The sequence below is a fragment of the Candidatus Limnocylindrales bacterium genome, assembly GCA_035571835.1.
Lineage (GTDB): Bacteria > Desulfobacterota > Binatia > UBA1149 > CAITLU01 > DATNBU01.
The window spans coordinates 1-20554 of the sequence record DATNBU010000032.1 but is presented as its reverse complement, the minus strand read 5'-3'; the positions used below and the strand labels follow the sequence as shown (position 1 = coordinate 20554).

General features: G+C 64.3%; 11 protein-coding genes and 1 tRNA gene. 8 read left to right on the top strand and 4 right to left on the bottom strand.

Translation table 11 applies throughout. The annotated features are described in order from the left end of the window. Positions 1 to 54: 54 nt before the first annotated feature. Positions 55 to 1248, bottom strand: coding sequence for a 1-deoxy-D-xylulose-5-phosphate reductoisomerase (locus VN634_14430; protein HXC52079.1), 1194 nt, complete (start codon positions 1246 to 1248; stop codon positions 55 to 57). Positions 1249 to 1342: 94 nt separating this feature from the next. Here VN634_14430 and VN634_14425 point away from each other — a divergent pair, with 94 nt between their 5' ends. The 3 genes from VN634_14425 (at position 1343) to VN634_14415 (ending at position 6580) form a co-directional block, all read left to right on the top strand. Continuing rightward, entirely contained in the window at positions 1343 to 3493 is a 2151-nt protein-coding gene (locus VN634_14425; protein HXC52078.1) for a TonB-dependent receptor, read from the top strand. Continuing rightward, positions 3465 to 4871: a hypothetical protein gene (locus tag VN634_14420; GenBank protein HXC52077.1), complete on the top strand. Its 1407-nt coding sequence runs from the start codon at positions 3465 to 3467 to the stop codon at positions 4869 to 4871. Before VN634_14425 ends, VN634_14420 begins: the two co-directional genes overlap by 29 nt. 62 nt (positions 4872 to 4933) lie before the next feature. Beyond that, complete coding sequence (locus tag VN634_14415; GenBank protein ID HXC52076.1) at positions 4934 to 6580, top strand: glycosyltransferase family 39 protein; 1647 nt, start codon at positions 4934 to 4936, stop codon at positions 6578 to 6580. On the opposite strand, the gene VN634_14410 is transcribed toward VN634_14415, so the two are convergent. After that, positions 6539 to 6634: transfer RNA gene (locus VN634_14410), tRNA-Sec, on the bottom strand. The genes VN634_14415 and VN634_14410 overlap by 42 nt on opposite strands. Before the next feature lie 212 nt (positions 6635 to 6846). Between VN634_14410 and VN634_14405 the strand changes: the two genes are divergently transcribed. Then, positions 6847 to 8910, top strand: a complete 2064-nt coding sequence (locus VN634_14405; protein HXC52075.1) for a DUF1302 family protein — start codon at positions 6847 to 6849, stop codon at positions 8908 to 8910. A gap of 82 nt (positions 8911 to 8992) precedes the next feature. On the opposite strand, the gene VN634_14400 is transcribed toward VN634_14405, so the two are convergent. Continuing rightward, positions 8993 to 9463 (bottom strand): hypothetical protein, encoded by a 471-nt coding sequence (locus tag VN634_14400; GenBank protein ID HXC52074.1) that lies wholly within the window; start codon positions 9461 to 9463, stop codon positions 8993 to 8995. Between the two features lie 420 nt (positions 9464 to 9883). Here VN634_14400 and VN634_14395 point away from each other — a divergent pair, with 420 nt between their 5' ends. Continuing rightward, a complete protein-coding gene (locus VN634_14395; GenBank protein HXC52073.1) occupies positions 9884 to 12037 on the top strand; it encodes a hypothetical protein in 2154 nt (717 codons plus the stop codon). 287 nt (positions 12038 to 12324) lie between these two features. Beyond that, positions 12325 to 15834: a hypothetical protein gene (locus tag VN634_14390; protein HXC52072.1), complete on the top strand. Its 3510-nt coding sequence runs from the start codon at positions 12325 to 12327 to the stop codon at positions 15832 to 15834. Positions 15835 to 15945: 111 nt separating this feature from the next. On the opposite strand, the gene VN634_14385 is transcribed toward VN634_14390, so the two are convergent. Next, a complete protein-coding gene (locus tag VN634_14385) occupies positions 15946 to 17067 on the bottom strand; it encodes a hypothetical protein (GenBank protein ID HXC52071.1) in 1122 nt (373 codons plus the stop codon). Between the two features lie 290 nt (positions 17068 to 17357). Between VN634_14385 and VN634_14380 the strand changes: the two genes are divergently transcribed. Beyond that, positions 17358 to 18839: a hypothetical protein gene (locus VN634_14380; protein ID HXC52070.1), complete on the top strand. Its 1482-nt coding sequence runs from the start codon at positions 17358 to 17360 to the stop codon at positions 18837 to 18839. Positions 18840 to 18967: 128 nt separating this feature from the next. After that, positions 18968 to 20554: hypothetical protein (locus VN634_14375; GenBank protein HXC52069.1), on the top strand; the 1587-nt coding region annotated here is incomplete at its 3' end.

Sequence of the window (20554 nt, the reverse complement as noted above, 5' to 3'; positions counted from 1 at the left end):
CCGGGTCCGCCGGGCGCGGCGCGCGTGCGAGCCTTTCTTTTCGCGTTATTTTCTTCACGAGGCTGCGCGCACCGGGCACCATCCCGCCGCCGCCTTGCGCGCCCACGCATCGGCCGACAGAAGCGCATCGATGGAATCGCAGTCGCCGCTTTCGAAGCCGTCCATGCTCGACGCCACCGATGCGGCGATGTCCGGAAATCCGATGTCTCCGGCAAGAAAGCGCGAGACCGCAACTTCGTTGGCCGCATTGAGCACCGCCGGCATCGCGCCGCCCGCCGCGAGCGCGCGGTACGCAAGCCCGAGGCACGGAAAGCGCTCGAGGTCCGGCGCCGCGAACGTGAGCGTGCCGGTCGTGGCCAGATCGAGGCGCGGAAGATGGCCGAGCTCGAGCACGTCGGGCCATGCGAGCGCGTAGGCGATCGGAATGGCCATGTCGGGAAGAGCAAGCACGGCGATGACCGATTCGTCGTGGTAGCGCACCAGCGCGTGCACGATGCTCTGCGGATGCACGAGTACCTCGATGTCTTCGGGCACGACGTCGAACAGCCAGCGCGCCTCGATCACTTCCAGTCCTTTGTTCATCAGGCTGGCGGAATCGATCGTGATTTTGTCGCCCATGTTCCAGGTCGGATGCCGGAGCGCTTCGGCGCGCGTCACGCTGCGAAGCTGATCGGCGGTGTGCTGGCGGAACGGTCCGCCGGACGCCGTCAGCACGATCTTGCGCACGTGGCTGCGTTCACGACCGGCCAGTGCCTGGAAGACCGCGTTGTGCTCGCTGTCGACCGGCAGCAGCCGGCTTCCGGATGTTCGCGCGCGGCGCTGAACGAGCTCGCCGGCGACCACCATCACTTCCTTGTTGGCAAGCGCGATGTCGATTCCTGCGTCGATCGCGGCGAGCGTCGGCACGAGGCCGGCCGCTCCGACGAGAGCGGAGACGAGAACGTCGGTGCCCGGCGCCGTGGCAACCTGCAGGAGTCCTTCGCGACCGGAGAAAACGCGGGGCGCCGCTGCGCCCATTTCGCTGCCCAGCGCGCGCTCGAGCTCGACTGCGTCCGAAGCTTCGGCAACGGCGATCACCGAAGGCTTCATGCGGAGCGTCTGATCCTTGAGATCGGCAGCGCGGCGGCCGGCGGCAAGCGCAACGACGCGGAAGCGGTCGGGGAAACGTTCGAGCAGGGAGATCGTCTGGGTGCCGATCGAGCCGGTCGAGCCGAGGATGGAAATTCCCTTGCCGGCAATCGAAGCCACGGCGGGCTCTTAGGTTGCCGGTTGACGGCTGTCAAAGCGGAGGCACGTCGCGCTTGTTGACTCCATTGCCCCGCATCCCTACGGTTCGCCGGCTTTGCGTACGCGACCACGAACCTTCGACAGCAACTTCTCCATCCCGATGTCGCGATGGCGGCGCGCCGCTCGCCGCGCGGTCGTGGTCCTGCTCGCGTTTCTGTTTGCAGCGCCTGTGATGGCGAACGCTGCCGATGCGACCCCGGGAAGCATCGCAGCCGACGACACAGGCGGAGCACCGCCCGACGACGTTTCCGATGCACCGGCAAGCGAGCTGCCTCCGATCGTCGTCGATGCCGGCAAGCAGGGCGACGCGGCCTTACCCGAGCGCAGCTTCGAAACGCCCGACGACGTCGCCGCGTTCGGCGAAACGATTTTCGCGGAGCCGACATGGCGGAGCTTTCAGTCTCCGGCAGAGCTGCTTGGCCAGAGCGTCGGCGCGCAGCTTCGCCGGCAGGGCGGCCGCGACGATTTCGCAACATTGTCGATCCGCGGTGCGCCGTCCGGTCAGCTGCGCATCCTTCTCGACGGCGTGCCGCTCGGACGCGCATCCGACAGTGTCGTGAACCTGGCCGATCTGCCGTTCGATACGGTCGAGCGCATCGAGGTCTACCGGGGGTTCGCGCCGGTGGGCCTGTTGCCGTCGTCGGCCGCAGGCGTGGTGAATGTGATCACGCGCGATCCGGATCACGCGACAGCGAGCGCAGCCGTGGGCGGCGGCTCGTTCGGTTCGGCCAAGGTCAACGCCGGCGGCGCAGGGCCGCTGGCCGGCGGAAACGCCTCGGCGTTCGCGGCGTACCGCACGACCGACGGCGATTTCGAGTTCAAGGATGAAGGCGCGGTCAACAACCCGAACGACGACGAAGTCCGCAAGCGCCGCAACAACCACAGCGATGCGATCGACTCGCTGCTGCGCTGGCGGCGCGATGTCGGCAGCGCGCGGCTGCAGCTGCGCAACCAGGTGTTTTACAAAGACGAAGGCGTGCCCGGCTTCGCGGCGGCATTTCGCTCGCACACGCAGCTGGAAACCGTGCGCGAAATCGGCGCGATCGCGCTCGGCGGCGCCGACGGTCGCTGGAACATTGAACAGAGTGCGAACTGGCAGCGGCAGAGGCTGTCCGACACCGACTTCCGCGCATTCGACAACACCGCAGAGACGACCACTTCGACCACCGCGGGAAAATGGGGACGCCCCGTCGGCAAAACGCACTGGTTTGCCGGGAGCGCGGAATACAGCTGGGAAGGGTTCGACCAGAACGGAGCGACCGACCAGGACGCAACGCGCTCGTCGCTGGCAATTGCCGCCGGCGACGACTGGACGGTCGCGTCGCTCCACACGACCGTCACGTTTCAGCTTCGCCACCAGCAGCTGTGGAACTCCTTCGATTCGTCGATCCGCGGAGCGGGCAGCCACGACTCGGATCACTCCACCGATCCGCATGCGGGCGTGCGGTGGGAACCGGTCGCGGGGCTTGCGATCAAGTCGAACGTGTCGTCGTACTTTCGTCCGCCCACGTTCGGCGAGTTGTATGGCAATACCGGTTTCACGGTCGGGAATCCCGGCCTCCAGCCGGAATCCGGCATCGCATGGGACGCCGGCTTCGAGTGGACCGGCGAACGCGAGCCGCTGGGAAAGCTCGCGATCGGCTACGCGTACTTCGGCAGCAACATCGACGACGTGATCCTCGTGAAGCTCACGTTCGATCGCACGGCCAAGGCGTTCAACGAACAGAACGCGCACATCCGCGGCCACGAGTTGCGTGCAGAATGGCACGGGCCGGCCGGCTTCGCGTTATCCGCAAACTACACGTTCCAGGATGCCGAGAACCGTTCCGACGGGGAGTTCGTCCACGGCAAAGACCTTGCCGGCCTCGCGCCGCACGAAGGCTGGGCGCGTGTCAGCTGGAGCCATGGACCGTTCGTGCTGGCATACGACATCGACGTGACCGGCAAGCATTATCTCGACAGCGAGAACATCGATTCGATCTCCACGCGCACGGTGCAGGGAGTATCGGTCGTGTACGGGCCGTTCTGGAAGGGCCTTCGCCTGACGGTGGAGGCCGACAACATCACCGATTCGCTGGTGCCGGACCAGATCGGATTTCCGCTTCCCGGACGCGCCTTCTACGCGACGCTGAGCTGGTCCGCGGCTCCCGGGCAGCTTCCCGCAGAGGATGTGCACCATGCGCAACATTCGAATGATGCGCACTGAGCGTGCGTGCGCTGCCGCGCTGTGGTGCTGGCTCGCCATCGGCGCCGCGCCTGCGCACGCGGCGCTTTGCGGCGACGTCACCGGCGACGGTTTCTTCAAGGCCAGTGACGGCCTGCAGACGCTGCGCTACGCCGTCGCCTCGAAGTACGACCGGCGCGGAGACGTATGGCCCTCGCCGCAAGGCGACGGCAAGCTCACGGCGAGTGATGCGCTCGACATTCTTCGCAAGTCGGTCGAGGGCGTGATCCCGTCGTGCCTCGGCGCCACGGCGACTCGCGCCGTGGTGACGACCGCGCCGATCGATTTCAGCTCTGCCGGCCTTGCGGTGGTCGCGCTCGGTCCCGAGGACGTCACGAAGAGAAGCGTCTCGGTCCGTCTCGGCGCGCTCAGCACCGATGCCGTCGTTCGCGCGCCATCGGGAGTTCCGATCGTCATCAACCGGACGCCCTGGAATACGCTTCAGTTTCTCGACGTCGACAAACCGTCGCTTCCGAACGTCAAGGAATGCAGCGTCAATGGCGGAATCCGCGACGAGGGCGGCGCGAATCCGCAGGATGTGCTGCTGGTGTCGGGGAGCAAGGGTTACGTCACGCCATACCGCGGTGACAGTCTGTTCGTCATCGATCCGGACGTGCTGCTGCATTCGCAGGTCGACCCGGCGTGCAAAACGCTGATCAAGGGCCACATCGACCTGTCCGGCTTCGATGGCGACGGCATTCCCGAGATGGACCAGATGGTGATGGTCGGCACGGACCTGTTCGTGAGCATGCAGCTGCTCGACAACAATCATGCACCGACGCATGGCGCGGGCCGCATCGCCGTGATCGACACTGCCACCGACACGCTGAAAGGAAGCATTGCACTGTCGTTCGCGAACCCGTTCGCCGCCACCAAGGGACTTCCGTACGACGAGTTTCAGAATCGCATCTTTGTCGGCGGTCCGGGACGAATTCCGGACGACACGGGCGACGGCAGCAACCTCGAGGACGGCGCAATCGAAGCCATCGACCCGTCGACCATGCAGTCCGCCGGCGTCCTGCTCACCGGCGCGGACATCCATGCGAACATCTTCGACTTCGTCATCGTCGGCACCGGCCGCGCGTTCGCGATCATCGCCGACCAGGAATCCAACTCGGTGGTCGAGATCGATCTCGTGCAGCGCAAGATCAAGAAGGTGCTGCTGTCGAGCCAAGCGCTGATCAGCGACATCGAAATGACCGAGACCGGCGAGCTGTGGGTGGCCTATCGCGGCGAAGACAACGACGATCCTTCCGGGATTCGCATCTTCCGTGTTGCCGGCGGGAGCGACATCTCCGAGATCACCGCCAGGCCGATTTCGCTCGGACAGGCACCGTTCACGCTCGCGTTCGTTCCGTAAGGCTCCCGGACACGTGCCGATCGTCGACTGGCGATCTCGCGCGGCGCGGAGTATCCGCGCCTGTGCTCCAGCCGCGCGATGACGGTCCACTCGCCCGGGCCCTGCCGTGGCTTGTGGTCCTGTTCGCGCTCGTTGCATGGCTCGGCCGTGTCGACCTGCTGACGCCCGATGAAGCACGCCACGCCGAGATCGCCCGCGAGATGTTCCTCGAGGGCAACTGGCTCGCTCCGCGGATCTACGGCGAGCCGTATTACGACAAGCCTGCGCTGTTTTACTGGCTGACCGGTGCGTCGCTGTGGCTGTTCGGCCAGAGCTCGTGGGCGGCGCGGCTCCCTTCGGTTGCCGGAGCGTTGTTCTCGACCGTGATGACGTCGATCTGGGTCCGGGCGGCGTGGGGTACCGGTGCGGCGCGCTGGACGACGCTGATGATGGGAAGCACGCTCTTCTTCATCGCGGTCGGCCGCTACGTCGTCATCGACATGCTGCTGACGGCCTCGCTGACCGGCGCGCTGGCCTGGCTCGGGCTCGTGCTGAACGATCCTCCGGAACGCAGGCGCGTCGTCTGGCCGATTTACGCGTGCATCGCCATTGGCGTGCTGGCCAAGGGACCGGTCGCGCTCGTGGTGGTCGGCGGAGTCGCCGTCGTCGCCGCTGCGTTCGAACGGCGTCCACTGCTGCTGCTGCGGCTCCATCCGTTTCGAGGCGCGCTCGTCGTCGCCGCGATCGCGGGACCCTGGTACGCGGCCGCCTATGCAACCGATCCGGCCTACATCCGGACGTTCCTGTGGCAGCACAATTTTGCACGCTACGCCGTGCCGGGCGCGCTCGCGCACCAGCAGCCGTGGTTCTTCTATCTGCTCGCGATGCCGGTCGTGCTGCTGCCGTGGAGCATCCTTCTCGGACCGGCGCTCGCGGCCGCATGGAAGACTCCATCGGCCGGTGTGCGGCATGCGCTCGCGTGGACCACCGTCGTCATCGGATTCTTCAGCTTCGCGCAGACCAAGGTCCCGACCTACGTTCTCGGCGCGTTTCCACCGCTGCTCGCGATCACTGCGGCGTATGTCGACGATCGGCTAACGCGACGCGTTGAGCTGCCGCGCGCCGTCGAGTTTGCTGCCGTCGGCTGGACGATTTTCGCTGCGGCAATCGCGGTGGGCGGCGCGGTATGGGTCGTCATCGAAGCCCCTTCGACTTCCTACAGCGCGATTCTTGCGATTCCCGCGGTCGCGATCGCGTTCTGGACATATCGCCATGCGCGCGAAACCCCGGCGGTTCCTGCGGCGATGGTCGGCTCCTCTCTCGCGCTGGTCGCGATGGTGTACGGAAGCGCCGCCGACGCGGTCAATGCGAACGAGAGCCAGCGCGAAGCGGCCGGCATCGTGCGCGAGTACCTGCCTACCTACGGCGTCATCACGAGCTATCGCGTGGCGCCGCACGCGCTCGCGTTCTACGCGGGAAGGTATATCCGCCGTGCCGACGATCCCGAGTCTGCCGTTCCGGAGCTTTTCGCGGGAAGCGATGCCGCACTGCTGACGCGATCGAAATTTTTAGGCGAGCTCGGTCTCGAACCGATGCCGAGCTGGATGACGGTTGCCTGGACGACCGGTGATGGCCAGGTGCTCGTCATCGGCGGCCGACCTGCGGAGCAGATCAAAGCAGCAAGAAAGTGGCGGAGAAGGGAGGGAGTCGAACCCTCCGCCGGTCGTTGAGACCGACATCACGGTTTTGAAGACCGGCCGGGCCACCGGACCCGTTCCCTCTCCTCCTGCATGGATCTCGTCGCGCAATGCTCTCCATAAACGCACCCTGCCGATGCGACAACTGCACACTCCTACGCAAGTCATCGTTTTTGAACGGTTCGTTTCGGTTGCCCAAGAATGGCTGGGATGTTCTAATGCCTGAACTTCAAGTGAAGATGACCGCCGAGGATGAGGGTCCCGGCAGTTCAAAGACCTGAAAAAAGAGAGGGTTTGGAATGAAAAGGCTATCGACCTTCCTGAAGGTAGCGGTCTGCTTGACGGTGCTCGCACCGTCGTACGCTCACGCCATCTATCGCAGCGCGAGCGTGGACCTCGGCGGACATCTGCGGACGACGAACATCTTCCGTCATCCCGACATCGACAAATGGGCGTTCATCATGCAGCGCAACAGCCTCAAGCTCCGCCTGGAGTACAAGTGGCTGCAGCGCGGCAAAGCGTTCGGCAAGTACAACATCCCGTTCATCGAGCGTTCCGACCTGTTCGTGCTGTACCGCGGCGTGTACGACTCGGTCTACGACCTGACGCCTGGCCAAATCGAGCGTTTCGACATCTCCGGCGACAAGATCGGCCTGACCGACCAGGCCGCCGCCCGCAACGCCAGCCTGTCGAGCATCCCGAAAGACCAGCGCGATGAGTACAAGTTCAACAACCTCATCCGCGAAGCCTACATGGACATCTACTTCAAGAGCCTTCCGCTCACGCTACGAGTCGGAAAGCAGCAGGTCGTGTGGGGAGAGAGCGACGGCTTCCGAATGCTCGACCGCGCCAATACGCTCGACCTGAGCTGGCACTTCTTCCAGGAGTTGCCGCCGCCGGGATTCGGATTCGATGAGCTGCGCCAGCCGTTCTTCATGGTGAAGGGCCTGTGGGACTTCAAGCAGATCGGACCGCTGTCGCAGACCTTCCTCGAGGCGTACTGGACACCGGGCTTCGACTGGAACCCGGGCAAGATCGCGTTCCTGCCGCGCCCCTGGGGCGCACGCCTGCTCGATCCTCTCTACAACGCGAACAACAGCGGCGTGTTCCAGACGCACCAGTCGTTCTGCGCGAACGCCGTCAGCGACAGCGGCGAGGACGCGACCTGCGCAGGCCTGCTCAACGACACCAAGCTCTTCAACCAGGGCAACTACGCGAAGGATCCGATCGAGAACAGCCAGTTCGGCGTTCGTTTCCACTTCCTCGCGGGCTCGACCGAATGGACGGTCAACTACCTGTACCAGCGCTTCGCTCCGGACGGTTCGCCGACCGCGATCATCCGCGGCATTCCGTCGGACGAAACCTTCAAGGTGCACGACGACAACGGCAATCCGGCGACGCTGAGCGCGGAAGAGTACTGCGGTTTCGTCGGCACCGCTCCCGGCCGTGACCCGCTGTTCTCCAATCTCGGAAAGAGCGAATTCTGCGCGGAGTACTTCGCACCGTACATCCACACCGTCGGCTTCTCGTTCAACTGGTTCGAAGGCGAGTGGACGCAGACCGTGTGGCGCGTCGAGACCATCATCGACTTCGACCTTCCGTTCTACGACGGCGACAAGCAGGTTGCCGAGTTCGGCCGCTCGCCGGACGGCCCGACGCTGCTGCCGGGCATCACCAAGCGCAACATGTGGAAGGGCATGCTCGCGTTCGATCGCCCGACGTGGATCCGCTGGCTCAACAAGAAGACGACGTTCTTCCTTTCCGGCCAGCTCTTCTGGCACTACATCATCGACATGGAACGGCGGCGCTGCGCGATCGCCAACCAGCCCGAGTTCAAAGCCGACGGCTCGAGGAACCCGGACTTCATCGGATACACGTCCGATCCGAACGATCCGCGCGGCGGACAGTGCGGCGGCGTCAGCAACGCGGTCGGCGATCCGCAGGACCAGCAGTTCCTGTTCCCCGGCGAGCAGACGGGCTTCGTCGGTCCGCTCGATCTTCCGAAGCTGCAGAACCCGAGCGGCAAAGGCCGCGACACGATCCATCAGTGGGAAATGCTGATGACGTTCGCCGCACTCGGTTTCTATCGCGGCGGCACGCTCGTGCCCGCGCTGATTTACCTGCTCGATCCGGTCAACAGCTACTCGCAGGAAATCGCGCTTGGCTTCGACTGGTTCTACACGCCGGATCTCGCGTTCAACCTGACGACGCGCCTGATCTGGGTCGGCGCCCCCTGGGATCCGTACGACGGGCACAAGAACAGGAACGATCCCGACAACGGCCAGATCTTCGATCCGTGGTTCCTCGGCGGCGGAAGCCGCGGGCGCTCGGAGACGAGCATCCAGTTCACCTGGCAGTTCTGACCCGCGACGCGTCAGACGCACGAAAACAAAAAGGGGCTGTCGCCATGCGACAGCCCCTTTTTCTTTAGCCGCGAAGCGCCGATTACTTTTTGACGGCCGGTGCTTCGTTCTGACCCGCAGCGGGAGCGCCGGCCGGCGCAGCGTCGTCCTTGATCTTGCAGCAGATGGCCATCGCCCTGGTGCGCGCCTGCACCGGACACTCGCTTCCACCCGTCTGCAGGCACGTGAAGAATGCTTCCTCCGTGGTGCCGGGATGGTCGACGATCGTCTGGATGATGCCCATCGCGGACGTCTGGCACGTCCCGTCGGCCTCAGGTCGCGTCTCCGGATAACACACGCCCCCCGTCAGCATCTCCCCCAAGGCGCACTTTACGCGTGACCCGGCCCCGGAGTTGCTGCCTTCGCCGCTCGTCATGTCGGCGACGACCTTGCGACACGTCAGTTGCGGCGCCGCCAATGCGGGTTGCGCACTCGCAAGCACCAGGCTTGCGGCAGCTATCGAGAACATCGAAACAGTCGTCGCGCTCAAAAATCGCTTTGGAATCGGTCGCACAGGATCCTCCAGAATGCCGGGGTCGCCCGGTTGTTGTAGTGGTCACGAATTGTCGGCCAACCCGTGGGCGCGTCAATCGTCGCAGTTGCACGCCCGTATGCATGGGTGGCCAGGGGTTCTGCCCTTGACTCCACTTGGGCGCGGCCGTTAGGGTACCCGCCGACTCGGGGTCGATTTCGTTCCGCAACGGACGAAGGGAGCCTCGTTCAGTCTTTTTGACCCGCCCAGGAACGTTAGTTGGCTTTCAATAGGAGGAGGAGAATGAACATTCGGAAAACTACGGCGAGCTCCGTGGCAGCTCTGGCTTTGCTGCTGTCTGCCTCGCTGGCATCCGCGCAGGTCTCTGCGCCACTGTCCGCGGCCGGCGTGAAATGCCGGAACGCGACAGCCAAAAGCTATCAGAAGGTAATGAAGACCGCCTTGAAGACGATTTCCGACTGTCACAAGGCGAAGGATGCCGGCGATCCCGCGCTGACGGCCGTGGACTGCAACGATCCGGTGGCCGCCGACACGAAGGGCAAGTTCGCGTCGGCCAAGGCGAAAGCGGTCGACGGCCTGGCCAAGAAGTGCAAGACCGGCGCAAACGAGCTGACGGCCGCGAGCACGACGGGGAAGGAGTGGTACGTCTCGTGCCCGATCCCGGGCTGCCTGCGACCCGACAACACCGCGGTCGCAGATCCGATCGTCACGATGGGTGACGTCGCGGCCTGCCAGAACTGCATGCTTACGGACATAGTCAGCGACCTCGGAACTGCCACGCTCGGGGATCCCCCGCAAAACACGCTGAACGACGCCGACCAGGCCTGCCACTCAGCGATCGCGAAGAACTACTCGAAGTATTTCCTGACCGCGATCAAGGACGATACCGCCTGCCAGAGTGCCGCCGACGAGCTAGCGGATGACCCGGCCGACAACGAGGTCGCCGCATGCCAGGACGGCCCGGATTCGAAGGGCAAAGTCGCAAGCGCACTCGCCAAGGCCGAACAGGCCCTGACGGACAGCTGCACGGGCGTCAATTTCGCCGCGCTCGACAGCTGCGGAGCCGACCTGGCCACGCTCAAGTCCTGCAACGACACCGCGTGGGCCGACAGCGAGGACGACGCGTACGACTCGACCTACGAGTTCACGATCGACATCTGCCCGCGCGCGATCCGCACGACGATTCTCGGCGGATGCAGCGTCGGTGAAACCGGCGGCGGGACCTGCTCGGTTCTCGGAAACAAGTCCGGAACGACGCTGTCGGTCGGCTGGAAGGGCCTGGCCCATAACGTCGACATCGTCGACAGCTACACGCTGTCCGGCGACATCACCTGCGGCGGACCGATGGGAGCATGCGCCACGCCGATCTGTGCGGGCGGCACCAGCCCGGGCGGCGCGTGCACGGACAATACCGACTGCAGCAACGGCAATACGTGCCAGACGGCCTGCACGGTGGACGGCATCAGCTACGACAATCCGCAGTACCAGGCGTTCACGCGCTGCCGCACGGACTCGCACATCCCTTGTACGAACGTGTTCGGCACGGACACTTTGTGTTCGACCAACGCGGACTCGCAGGCCTCGAACAACGAGTGCGCATACTTCCTCGGACCACCGCTGGCCGTGTCCGCCGGCGGAACGCCGACCTGCTCGATGAACACGCTCGCGCAGGACGTCTCCGGCACCGTCGACCCGGACGCGGGAACGAGCTTCCTGTCGGTCAAACTGAACACGGACGTTCACTTCGGCGACAACCTCACGCGTCCGTGCCCGATCTGCCGCTTCGACATCAAAGCCCAGGACGACAAACGGGACGGCACGTGCCTCGGCGGCCTGAATGACGGCGGCGCGTGCGACGTACAGGGCTTCGACCTGACGTACGCCAGGCTCAGCCTCGATCCGAGCGACCCGACCGAGGGCAACAGCCTCGATTGCCCGCCCGATCCGGGCAAGGCGATCGGCTCGCTCAAGATCAACCTGCCGCTGTCGACGGGATCCGTGTCGAAGACCGCCCAGGATCCGTGCGAATCGCCGAACCAGTCTCTCGACTGCTTCTGCGGCGTGTGCGGTTCGGGCATCGGAACGGACTCGTGCGACACGGACAGCGACTGCGATCTGGCCGACGACGATACGATCAACGGTTCAGATGACTGTGCGGCGGCGGCTCCGGGCGCACCCCGGTTGCCGAACAACTGCTCGGACGGCATCTGCGTGCCGACCGGCGGCCAGACCGACCGCGGACTGTGCTCGGGCACGCCCGACTACGAGAAGTACTGCGACGGCGCACTCACGGCCGACGGCAGAGGCATCATCAAGTGTGCCAACGATGCGAGCTGCGACGTGCAGATTTCCGATTCGATCAACCCCGATGACTGGGTCTGCGAGGGGAACGACTGCGGAAACTGCTCGATCCAGGTCGTGCGCAGCTGCTTCCTCAATACGATCGCGCTCACGGGTACGCCGGATACCGAACGGCCGATCCTCGTCGGAACGTTCTGCCTGCCGCCCTCTGGCAACGGCAGCGTGAACGATACGACCGGCTCGCCGGGACCGGCGGTCGTTCAGACCGACTCGGTGGTCGAGAAGCGGTACTAACAGCAACAAGCGACGCAGCGCACCGCGTCACGAACGGGAGGGCCCCGGATGTCTCAAGCATCCGGGGCCTTGTCGTATCAGCGGTGAGCGCGGCCACTGAGTTACCACCTTGACTTAAAGCGGTCCGGGTCCGTAGGTTAGCCCCCGCAGTAAGGCGCCGTTCGCCTCACCACCGACCTATTCGCGCAGGCAACTGCCCGGCGGACTCGAGGGGAGACACAGTGGCCGCGCGCACCCGATCTATCGAAAGTTCGCCCAGCATCAGAAGAACCAGGAGGAGGAGAATCATGAAATCAGGGAACACGGCCAGAGGAGCGACGCTCGCGCTGGCCACGGTCCTGCTGATCGCAGCAGGCTCGGGCAATTCGTGGGGAGCTGCTGTCAACTCGAAGCTCGAGGGCAACTGCTTCAAGACGATGACGAAGTCGATCAGCAAGCACATCGCCAACATCACCAAGGCGACGGCTGCCTGCACGGAGAGACTCTACGACAACGAGACCGTGTCGTGCCCTGATCAGGAGATGACCGACGCGATCCAGAAATCGCGGGACAGCGCGACGAAGGGCATTGCAAAGAAATGCCAGAGCTCATGCTCAGGCCCCACCGCACTGTCGTGCATCGCGACAACGGTTTGCCCGCCGAACGGCTCGATTCCCGAGCTCTGCACCGGCGATGGCGAGTTCGAATACCCGAACATGGGCTTTCCCGGGCCGCTCTGCCCGTCGATCCTCGGCCACGACATGTTCGAGCCCGAAGACTTCAGTGCATGCATGGTGACTCCGGATTCCGGTGCTGCCGAAGTCGTCGCCGAGGACGTGGTGACGAACCTTTTCGGAACGCTGGATGGAGCGCCCGCGCTTTCCGCGACGGCAACGGCCTGTCTCGAGTCGCTCGAGAAGTCGGTGCCGAAGACGATCACGAAGCTCGCAGGGACGCTCTCGAAGTGCCGCCTGTCGCAGCTCACCGCGGACAACGCGACGATCCTCGTCAACCGGTGCGCGACCGACGACGAGAAAACCGCAGACTCGATCGCATCGACGATCACCAAGTTCCGTGACGGCATCGCGTCGAAGTGCACCGATGGCGACATCGCCGAGCTCGACGTTTGCGGCGGCGGCGTCACGACCGTTGCCGGGGCCCAGGACTGCCTCTCGCAGATGGTCGGTGAAGCGTCCTACTCGATCGATCCGCCGGGCACCCGCACCTACGCGCCGGTTAGCGTGATCAACGCTGCCTATCCGGGCGCATCGCTTGCCGGGTGCGGCGACAACGTCGTCAACCAGAAGGCGAACCCGTTCGCCCTGAACGGCGAAGAGTGCGACGGCACCGACGACAGCGCCTGTCCGGGCGCCTGCCTTCCGCCGGGCGACGTCTTCGAGTGCACATGTGCGACGATCGCCCGCGCTCACGGCTATGCCGACGGTTTCGCGGCTGACCTCGACAACGGCTGGTCCGGCAAGTCGCACAACAACAAGGTCACCGATCTTGCGGGCTTCGTCAGCGAAGTGACCAACTGCGACTGCGACCAGTTCGACACCGTGGACAAGGCGACGTGCGTCGCTGGTCACAGCACGGATCCGGTCTGCAACGTGTCCTCCGAGACTGCGCCGCGCTGCGGCCGCCGCATTGGCGACCACACCACCTGCGACGAGGTCGGTAACAACGACAACGCTCACTCCGATGCCGACTGCGCTACCTGTGATCAGTTCACGGTCAACGCAGGCGATTTCTGCACCGGAAGTATGCGGCGCTGCATGGAAGGCCTCAATGATGGCGATCGCTGCAACGACGCCGACGACTGCCCGGGCGGCTCATGCAGCGGAAGCGGCGCGTGCCTCGGTGGGCCCACCCCCGGGATCGGCTGCACCGCCGATGCGGGATGCGGCGCCGGCGGCGCATGTTCCAAGCTGGTCTGCATCAACGGCAGCAACGACGAAACCGTCTGCGACAACAATGCCGACTGCACGGGCGGCGGCCGCTGCGCGACGACCACCGATTGCTCGGCACGGTGCTATCCGGAAGGAAGCACCGACCCGCTCCAGGCGAACGGAACCTGCGCAAAGCAGTCCGACTGCGCCGAAGGCGAGCGTTGCCGCGGAATCTGCGACAAGAGCGACGACTGCGTCGTGCTCCGTAACGGCGCGCCGCTGCCGCTTTCGGCGAACGGCACGTCGGTGTGCATCGACAGCCAGTTCTTCACGAACATCACGGGAACCCGCAACATCATCACCGGCGAGCACGCGATCAACTACGAGCTGCGTTCGGTGATCTTCCTTGCGGGCGGCCATGAGCTGAACTCGCGGCCGTGTCCGGTTTGCGGCGGGTTCTGCGACGGCGACATCACGGATACCGGTTCGCAGCCTTCGAGCTTCCTGTGCAACGGCACCTGCACCACCGATCCGGCGCTCGAATGCCGGTTCGGCAAGAACGCCGGCAACTCGTGCACGTCGAACACCGATTGTCTCGGCGAGCTCTGCACCGGCAAGGCTTGCCGCTTCGACGACGACTGTTCGACCGGGGTGTGCAGCGGAGCCGATTCTCCGGAGTGCGCGACCCACGGAGACACGCACGCCTGCGTGCTCTCGCTCCAGTGCGGCGGCGGAACCAAGCCGAACCAAAGCTGCCGCATCGAAGCGTACACCGACTTCGGCACCACGTCGTCGGACTGCCCGTACAGCGGATCGAACATTTCCGGCACCGGCCTGGCAATCAGCTGGACACCGCTGACCAGCGAGCCGGTCCAGAACGAGGAGCCGGGCGCGTGTGACGCGCAGGGTTTCCAGAACTACGACTGCAACTGCGTGCGCGGCGGAGGCAACACGCGCAACAAGCCGAACGGCTGCGACGCGGCCTGCAACGATCCGGATCCGGCGTACTACGGCAAGGCGTGCGAGTTCCAGACCCAGTGCATCGACGCCTGCGTGCTCGGAACCAATCCGGGCGCCGACTGTACATCGAATGCCGATTGCACGGGTGGCGGAACCTGCCCGGGCGGCAACCATGGCGGAGGACGCGCGTGCGACGAAGACAGTGACTGCAACAGCGGAAACTGCGGCCACAATCCGCGCGTCTGCGGCAATGGAAGCACGGGATCGTGCAGCATCCGTCGCTGCACGGGCGGAACCAATGCCGGCGCGATCTGCACGCAGGATTCGGCCTGCTTCGGGCCTGGCGCCGACTGCCCGGCTGCTGCGTCGTGCACCGTCGGCGGAGCGCCGTGCAGCGAGGGTCTCTGCAAACCGGCCAGTTGTATAACGTCGGCCACCTGCAGCGGCGGAGCGACATGTGACGATGCATGTCCGGCCGGCCTCTGCACGCCGATGTGCGTGCCGAGAGGTACCTGCAACGGCGGCGACCGCGACGGCCAGCGCTGCGGCATCGACGAGAAGTGCATCGGCGGCGGCACGTGCGTGCCGGACGATCCGGAAGAAGGCGCGTGCGCGCAGGGCAACTTCTACCACTGCGACGGACCGGGCTGGACGTTCAAGAACTGCGCCCCGGGCAACGTGAACACGCAGAAGGACTGCGCGACGGACATCAATGGAAATCCGGCCAACCCCGGAGCCGGATTCTGCCGCGCCGACATCCTGAACTGCTTCATCAACGATGGCGCAACCGAAGGTGGCGACATCTTCAACGGAAAGGGTGACCCCACCAATACGTTGTCGGTGGCATCCTTCTGCATCCCGGCGAGTGACAACGACGCGGTCAACAGCACCGCCGGACTGCCGGGCCCGGGACGCATCCGCCAGCCGGGATACGTGACCACCAACTTCGATCACCTGCCGCTCCCGTAAAGCTGCAGGCGCATCGAGCGCAACAAAAAGCCCGCGTCTCCGAAAGGAGGCGCGGGCTTTTTCGTTGCTGCGCACCGCGGATGATTGCGCAGCAGCGATTCGGGCCGTTAACTATTTCGCATCGGCAGGCTTCTTCGCCGACGGCGGAACATCCGGATCCAGCTTGAACTTGCTGAGGTCCTCGGCCGGCTTCCGGTTGGCCGCATTCTTCATGCGGAGCTTGTCGTCCTCGTCCGACCAGTCGGCCAGGCGCTGCATCTTGAATCGACCTTTGAACTCGATGTTGATGGGAAACGGCGCGCTCGCCATCGTGACCGACACATAGGCACCTTCCATCGACTTCTCACTGAGCGATTCGATCCCGTACACGTCGATCACCTTTCCGCCGCCCTGCACCGGATTGCCTTCCATGCTCATGATCAGCGCGTACTTCGCATTGGCGAGCAGCTTGTCGGCCTCGAGCGACTGGTCGAAGTTGGATTTCGCCACGAACCGATGCTCGCCGGTCATGTAGCGGAGCGGGTTGGACAGAGGGAAGCTGGACCACTTCGCCTTGATCGTCTCCAGGTCGGCCGCCGATGGCTCGAACGGCGTGTGCTTCTGGCGGCTGCTTTCGATGGCAGCGTCGAACGGCAATGCAACGTCCAGGACCTGCACGTCGAGGTCTTCCTGCTGTTCGCTCCCCTCCTGGGTTTCCTTGCCCTGATTCGTGTACTTGATCTTCAGCAGCCGCGCGGTGACCATCCGGAGCGCCGGACGCCTTATCGACAGCAGAATCTGCGGGGGCAGATTCTCGACGGCCTTCTCGAAGCTCGCCACATCGGTGATATCGGCGGAATTGATCCGGATCACTACATCCCCGGTCACGATGCCGTTTTCGGCACAGAAGGTGCTGTGGTCGCAGCTGACCACCGACACGCCGGCCAGCTTCGGCCCCATGACCGCAGCCAGTTCCTCGGGGATCGGCTCGACTGTGAACGGGACCGCCTTTCCGTTTGCCGGCTTGGGATAGCTGATCCGGAACTCCGGCATCACGTTCTGCACGGACACCCAAACCCCCCCGATGTCCGTTCCGATCGGACCCTCGAGCTTCGTTTGCTGGAAGAAGGCCGGGGCAGGGCTCGATGTGAGAAGGGTGATTGCCAGAGCGCCGAGCGCGATTCGTCGATTCGCGCCGGCTGCTGAGGGCCGATGGGATGCTTCAATTGTTAAGAATGCAGCAGGAAACAACATGGTTTCTCCTCGGGACAGAATTGAAGGGGGCCTTTTCCGCGGGCCCGCCCGGAAGGGAATGCCCGTACGAACCCGGAAAAGGGTGATTGGTCATATGCGGTGTTTTTCACGTTATGCAACTTGGCCTCAACTGCTCTTTGATGCGGGCCGGCTAGCTTGACAACAGACGAGCGCCCCGGCTAAAGCATAGCGCCGTAGCCTTTTTTATCTGGTTAGTCGGCGCGGGAGAGGTCATTCCGGCGTCGCTCAGGCGCTACGTCCGCTCGATTCTCAAAGAAGGAGTTCCTGTAATGAATACGTGGTTTCGTAAAATCGGGATGGGCGCTGTGGCCCTGACGCTCGCCGGCGTGTTGGGCGGCTGTAACAACGGAAGCGGGTCCGACCTGATCAAGTTGTTCTTCGGCATCAACGGGGGCGGGAGCTGCAACAGCGTAGTGGTCGAAGTCAATCTTGCCGACGCCGATGCGGTCATCGAGCGCGACAACGATGGCAATCTCCAGTGTGAGCTTGCCTCCGCCCTCGATGCGGCGGGATGTAACATTTCTTTCTCGGAGCCGGGCGGCGGCGTTCTCCGCGTCACGGTTTCCGGCTGCACGATCAACGGTGTGTCCAATCTCTTCAGCTGCCTCTTCGAAGATGTCGACATCTCCGAGCTGCAGCAGACGGCCGAAGGTCAGTGCGCCTGCACGAATGCACCGGGCTGCGACAATACGCCTCCGGTCTGCATCAGCAGGAACGCCGATCCGACCTCGTGCGAAGATTGCGACAACGGCGTCGACGATGACGACAACGGTCTCATCGACTGCGACGATCCGAACTGCTCCAACGACCCGATCTGCGGGCCGGAGACGACGACCAGCACGACGTCGAACACGATCTCGTCGACTTCGACTTCGACGACGAACACGACCAGCACGACGGGGTCGACCACGACCACGACGCTGATTGGAGGCGGTCTGACCTGCCACGTGTTCCTCCGCCTCGCGGACGACGCCACGCTGGGATCTCTGCAGTTCGACGTCGATTACGGCGACGCACCGGGCAGCTTCCTTGGCACGGGCGGCAACGTCGAGTGCGCGTCGCTGATCCAGGGCTCGCTCGCATCCTTCAACGACAAGGATGCGGAAGAGACGCTGACGGCAGGCATCATCAGCCTCGACGGCTTCACCGGACCGGTGAACGTTGCCGATTGTACGTTCACTGCGAGCGTGCAGCCGACGCCTGCCGACTTCACGATCGCGGTTACCGAAGCTTCGGATCCGGATCTGAATCCGGTCGAGCCGACGCCGGATGTGGTCATCGTTTCGCCGATCGAGTGCGAAGGTAATCCCGTGACGACCACGACCGTCGAAGGTCAGACGACCACGACGGAGCCGGGTGTCACCACGACGATTGTCGGTTCGACGAACTTCAGCGTGCTGTTCCGTCTCACTTCGGCAAGTGCCGCGGCGGGCGCACTCCAGTTCCACACGGACTACTCGGCTGCGCCGGGCGGTTTCGCTGGAGCAGGAGCTGCAGTGAACTGCACGAGTCTGGTCAGCGGCGCGCTGTTTGCCCCGAACGACATCGAGGCAACCACGACACTGAACCTCGGCATCATTTCGCTGAGCCCGGTGACCGCACCGATCGATCTCGTGCGCTGCACGTTCAACGCAGAAGGTGGCACTCCGGTGCCGGCCGACTTCCCGGTCGTGATCGACGATGCGACCGACCCGGATGGGGCACCGATCGACGCTGCGATCTCGGTGACAAGTGTGACGGCCATTCCGTAAACCCGCAAAGGGTTCACGGCACGACCCAGGCAAGAACGAGGGGGAGTCCACTCACGGACTCCCCCTTTTTCTATTTCACCTAGACTCGCGTCTGGTTTTTTGACTAGATTCAGACCGAGAGGAAAAAAATGACCAAACCATCGATTTCAAGTGTTGTCACCAGTCTTCTGATCAGCAGCCTCGTGATGCTCGCGCCCGCAGCCGCGACGGCCCAAATTACAATTACAAAGTGCGGACAGCCGCTGTCGACCGGCGCCAATCCCACCACCGGGGACGCGCTGCTCGTTTTGAAGTCCGCTGTCGGCCAACCGACCAATTGCGACACCAAAGAGTGCGCCTGCGACGTGAACAACGCCGGCGGCACGACCACTGCTGACGCGCTGATCATCCTGAAAAAAGCCGTCGGCCAGCCGGTGACGCTGAATTGCCCCCCTGCATGTTTCAACACGCCGACAGGCCCAGCGTGTACCTCCGGCGAGTTCCAGTCGCGCACCGGATCCGATCTCGATTCCGGATGGACCGGCGTTGCACATAACTCCGACCTCATCCTGGGCGCCTCGATCACTTTCGATACGGTGCGGCGCTGTTCGAACGGCGAGCATGCCGTTTGCGAGGTCGATGCAGACTGTGGCAGCGGCAACGACTGCGTACCCACCTGCGACTGCAACAGCGATACGAGCTGCGAGATCACCGGCCCGACGCAGCCGAAGAACTGTTTCAACAGCCTGAGCTCGTGCACGGTGAACGCGGACTGCCCGTCGGGACAGCCGTGTGTATTCATGTTCGGCCCGCCGCTTCCTCTGTCGTCCGGCGGCACACCCGTGTGCGTCATCAGCACGTTCGCGAGCGCACTGACTGGAACAGCCGATTCGTCGACCGGCGAAGCCAACACGTCGGCGAACCTCCGTTCGCGCGTGTACCTCGGCATTCAGCTCGACAAGCCATGTCCGACCTGTGGCACCGTCGATGACGGGCCGACAGTCGGCGCCCAGTTCACGTGCGGCGGCGGACCGAACGACGGTCAGCCCTGCACGACCAACGGCGTCAGCCCGGTCTTCGGCGGCACGTCATTCGACTGCCCCCCGTCTATCGGTGACAACGTGTCCGGCGCAGGTCTCGCAATCCGGTTCGCAGAAGTCACCACCGGAACGTCGAGCAAGACCGCGCAGCTGCCGTGCGGCAACTCGAGCTTCAAGCCGAACAACCCCCTCACTCCGGGCAGCACTCCGAAGTGCATCGACAAGGTCGCAGCCGGCGACCCGGTCTGCGCGACCAACGCCGACTGCAAGCGCTGCACGCTCGATCCGGCGACGGCCTGCACGAGCAACACGCAGTGCACCGGCAAGGGAACGTGCGCCGAAGCGCCGGACCAGCCGATCACCTGCGGCTACTGGTGCAATTGCGGCTTCTGCAACGACAACCCCGATCTGCCGTGCTTCGAGAACGGCGACTGCCCAAGCGGCCAGACCTGCAAGGTCGGCACCGGCGGCGAGCAGTCGCAGAACTTCGCGCAGCAGAAGCCGAACGACTGCAGCAAGGATAAGAACATCTGCGGCGGCAGCGTCGTGAACGGCGAGCGCGTCGAAGAGGCCTGCGCGACGACGACCCAGGGCGAGTGTTCGACCAAGCCGTACCTGAACTGCGCGGCGGGCAGCACGACGTGCCAGGACAACGACGGCGGCGTCTGCGAGATCTCGAATCGTCCGTGCTTCGAG

Bases quoted from the DNA above. Each gene is read 5' to 3' on its own strand.
- VN634_14420 (HXC52077.1), top strand. From the start codon at position 3,465: ATGCGCAACATTCGAATGATGCGCACTGAGCGTGCGTGCGCTGCCGCG.
- VN634_14405 (HXC52075.1), top strand. From the start codon at position 6,847: ATGAAAAGGCTATCGACCTTCCTGAAGGTAGCGGTCTGCTTGACGGTG.
- VN634_14390 (HXC52072.1), top strand. From the start codon at position 12,325: ATGAAATCAGGGAACACGGCCAGAGGAGCGACGCTCGCGCTGGCCACG.
- VN634_14385 (HXC52071.1), bottom strand. From the start codon at position 17,067: ATGTTGTTTCCTGCTGCATTCTTAACAATTGAAGCATCCCATCGGCCC.
- VN634_14380 (HXC52070.1), top strand. From the start codon at position 17,358: ATGAATACGTGGTTTCGTAAAATCGGGATGGGCGCTGTGGCCCTGACG.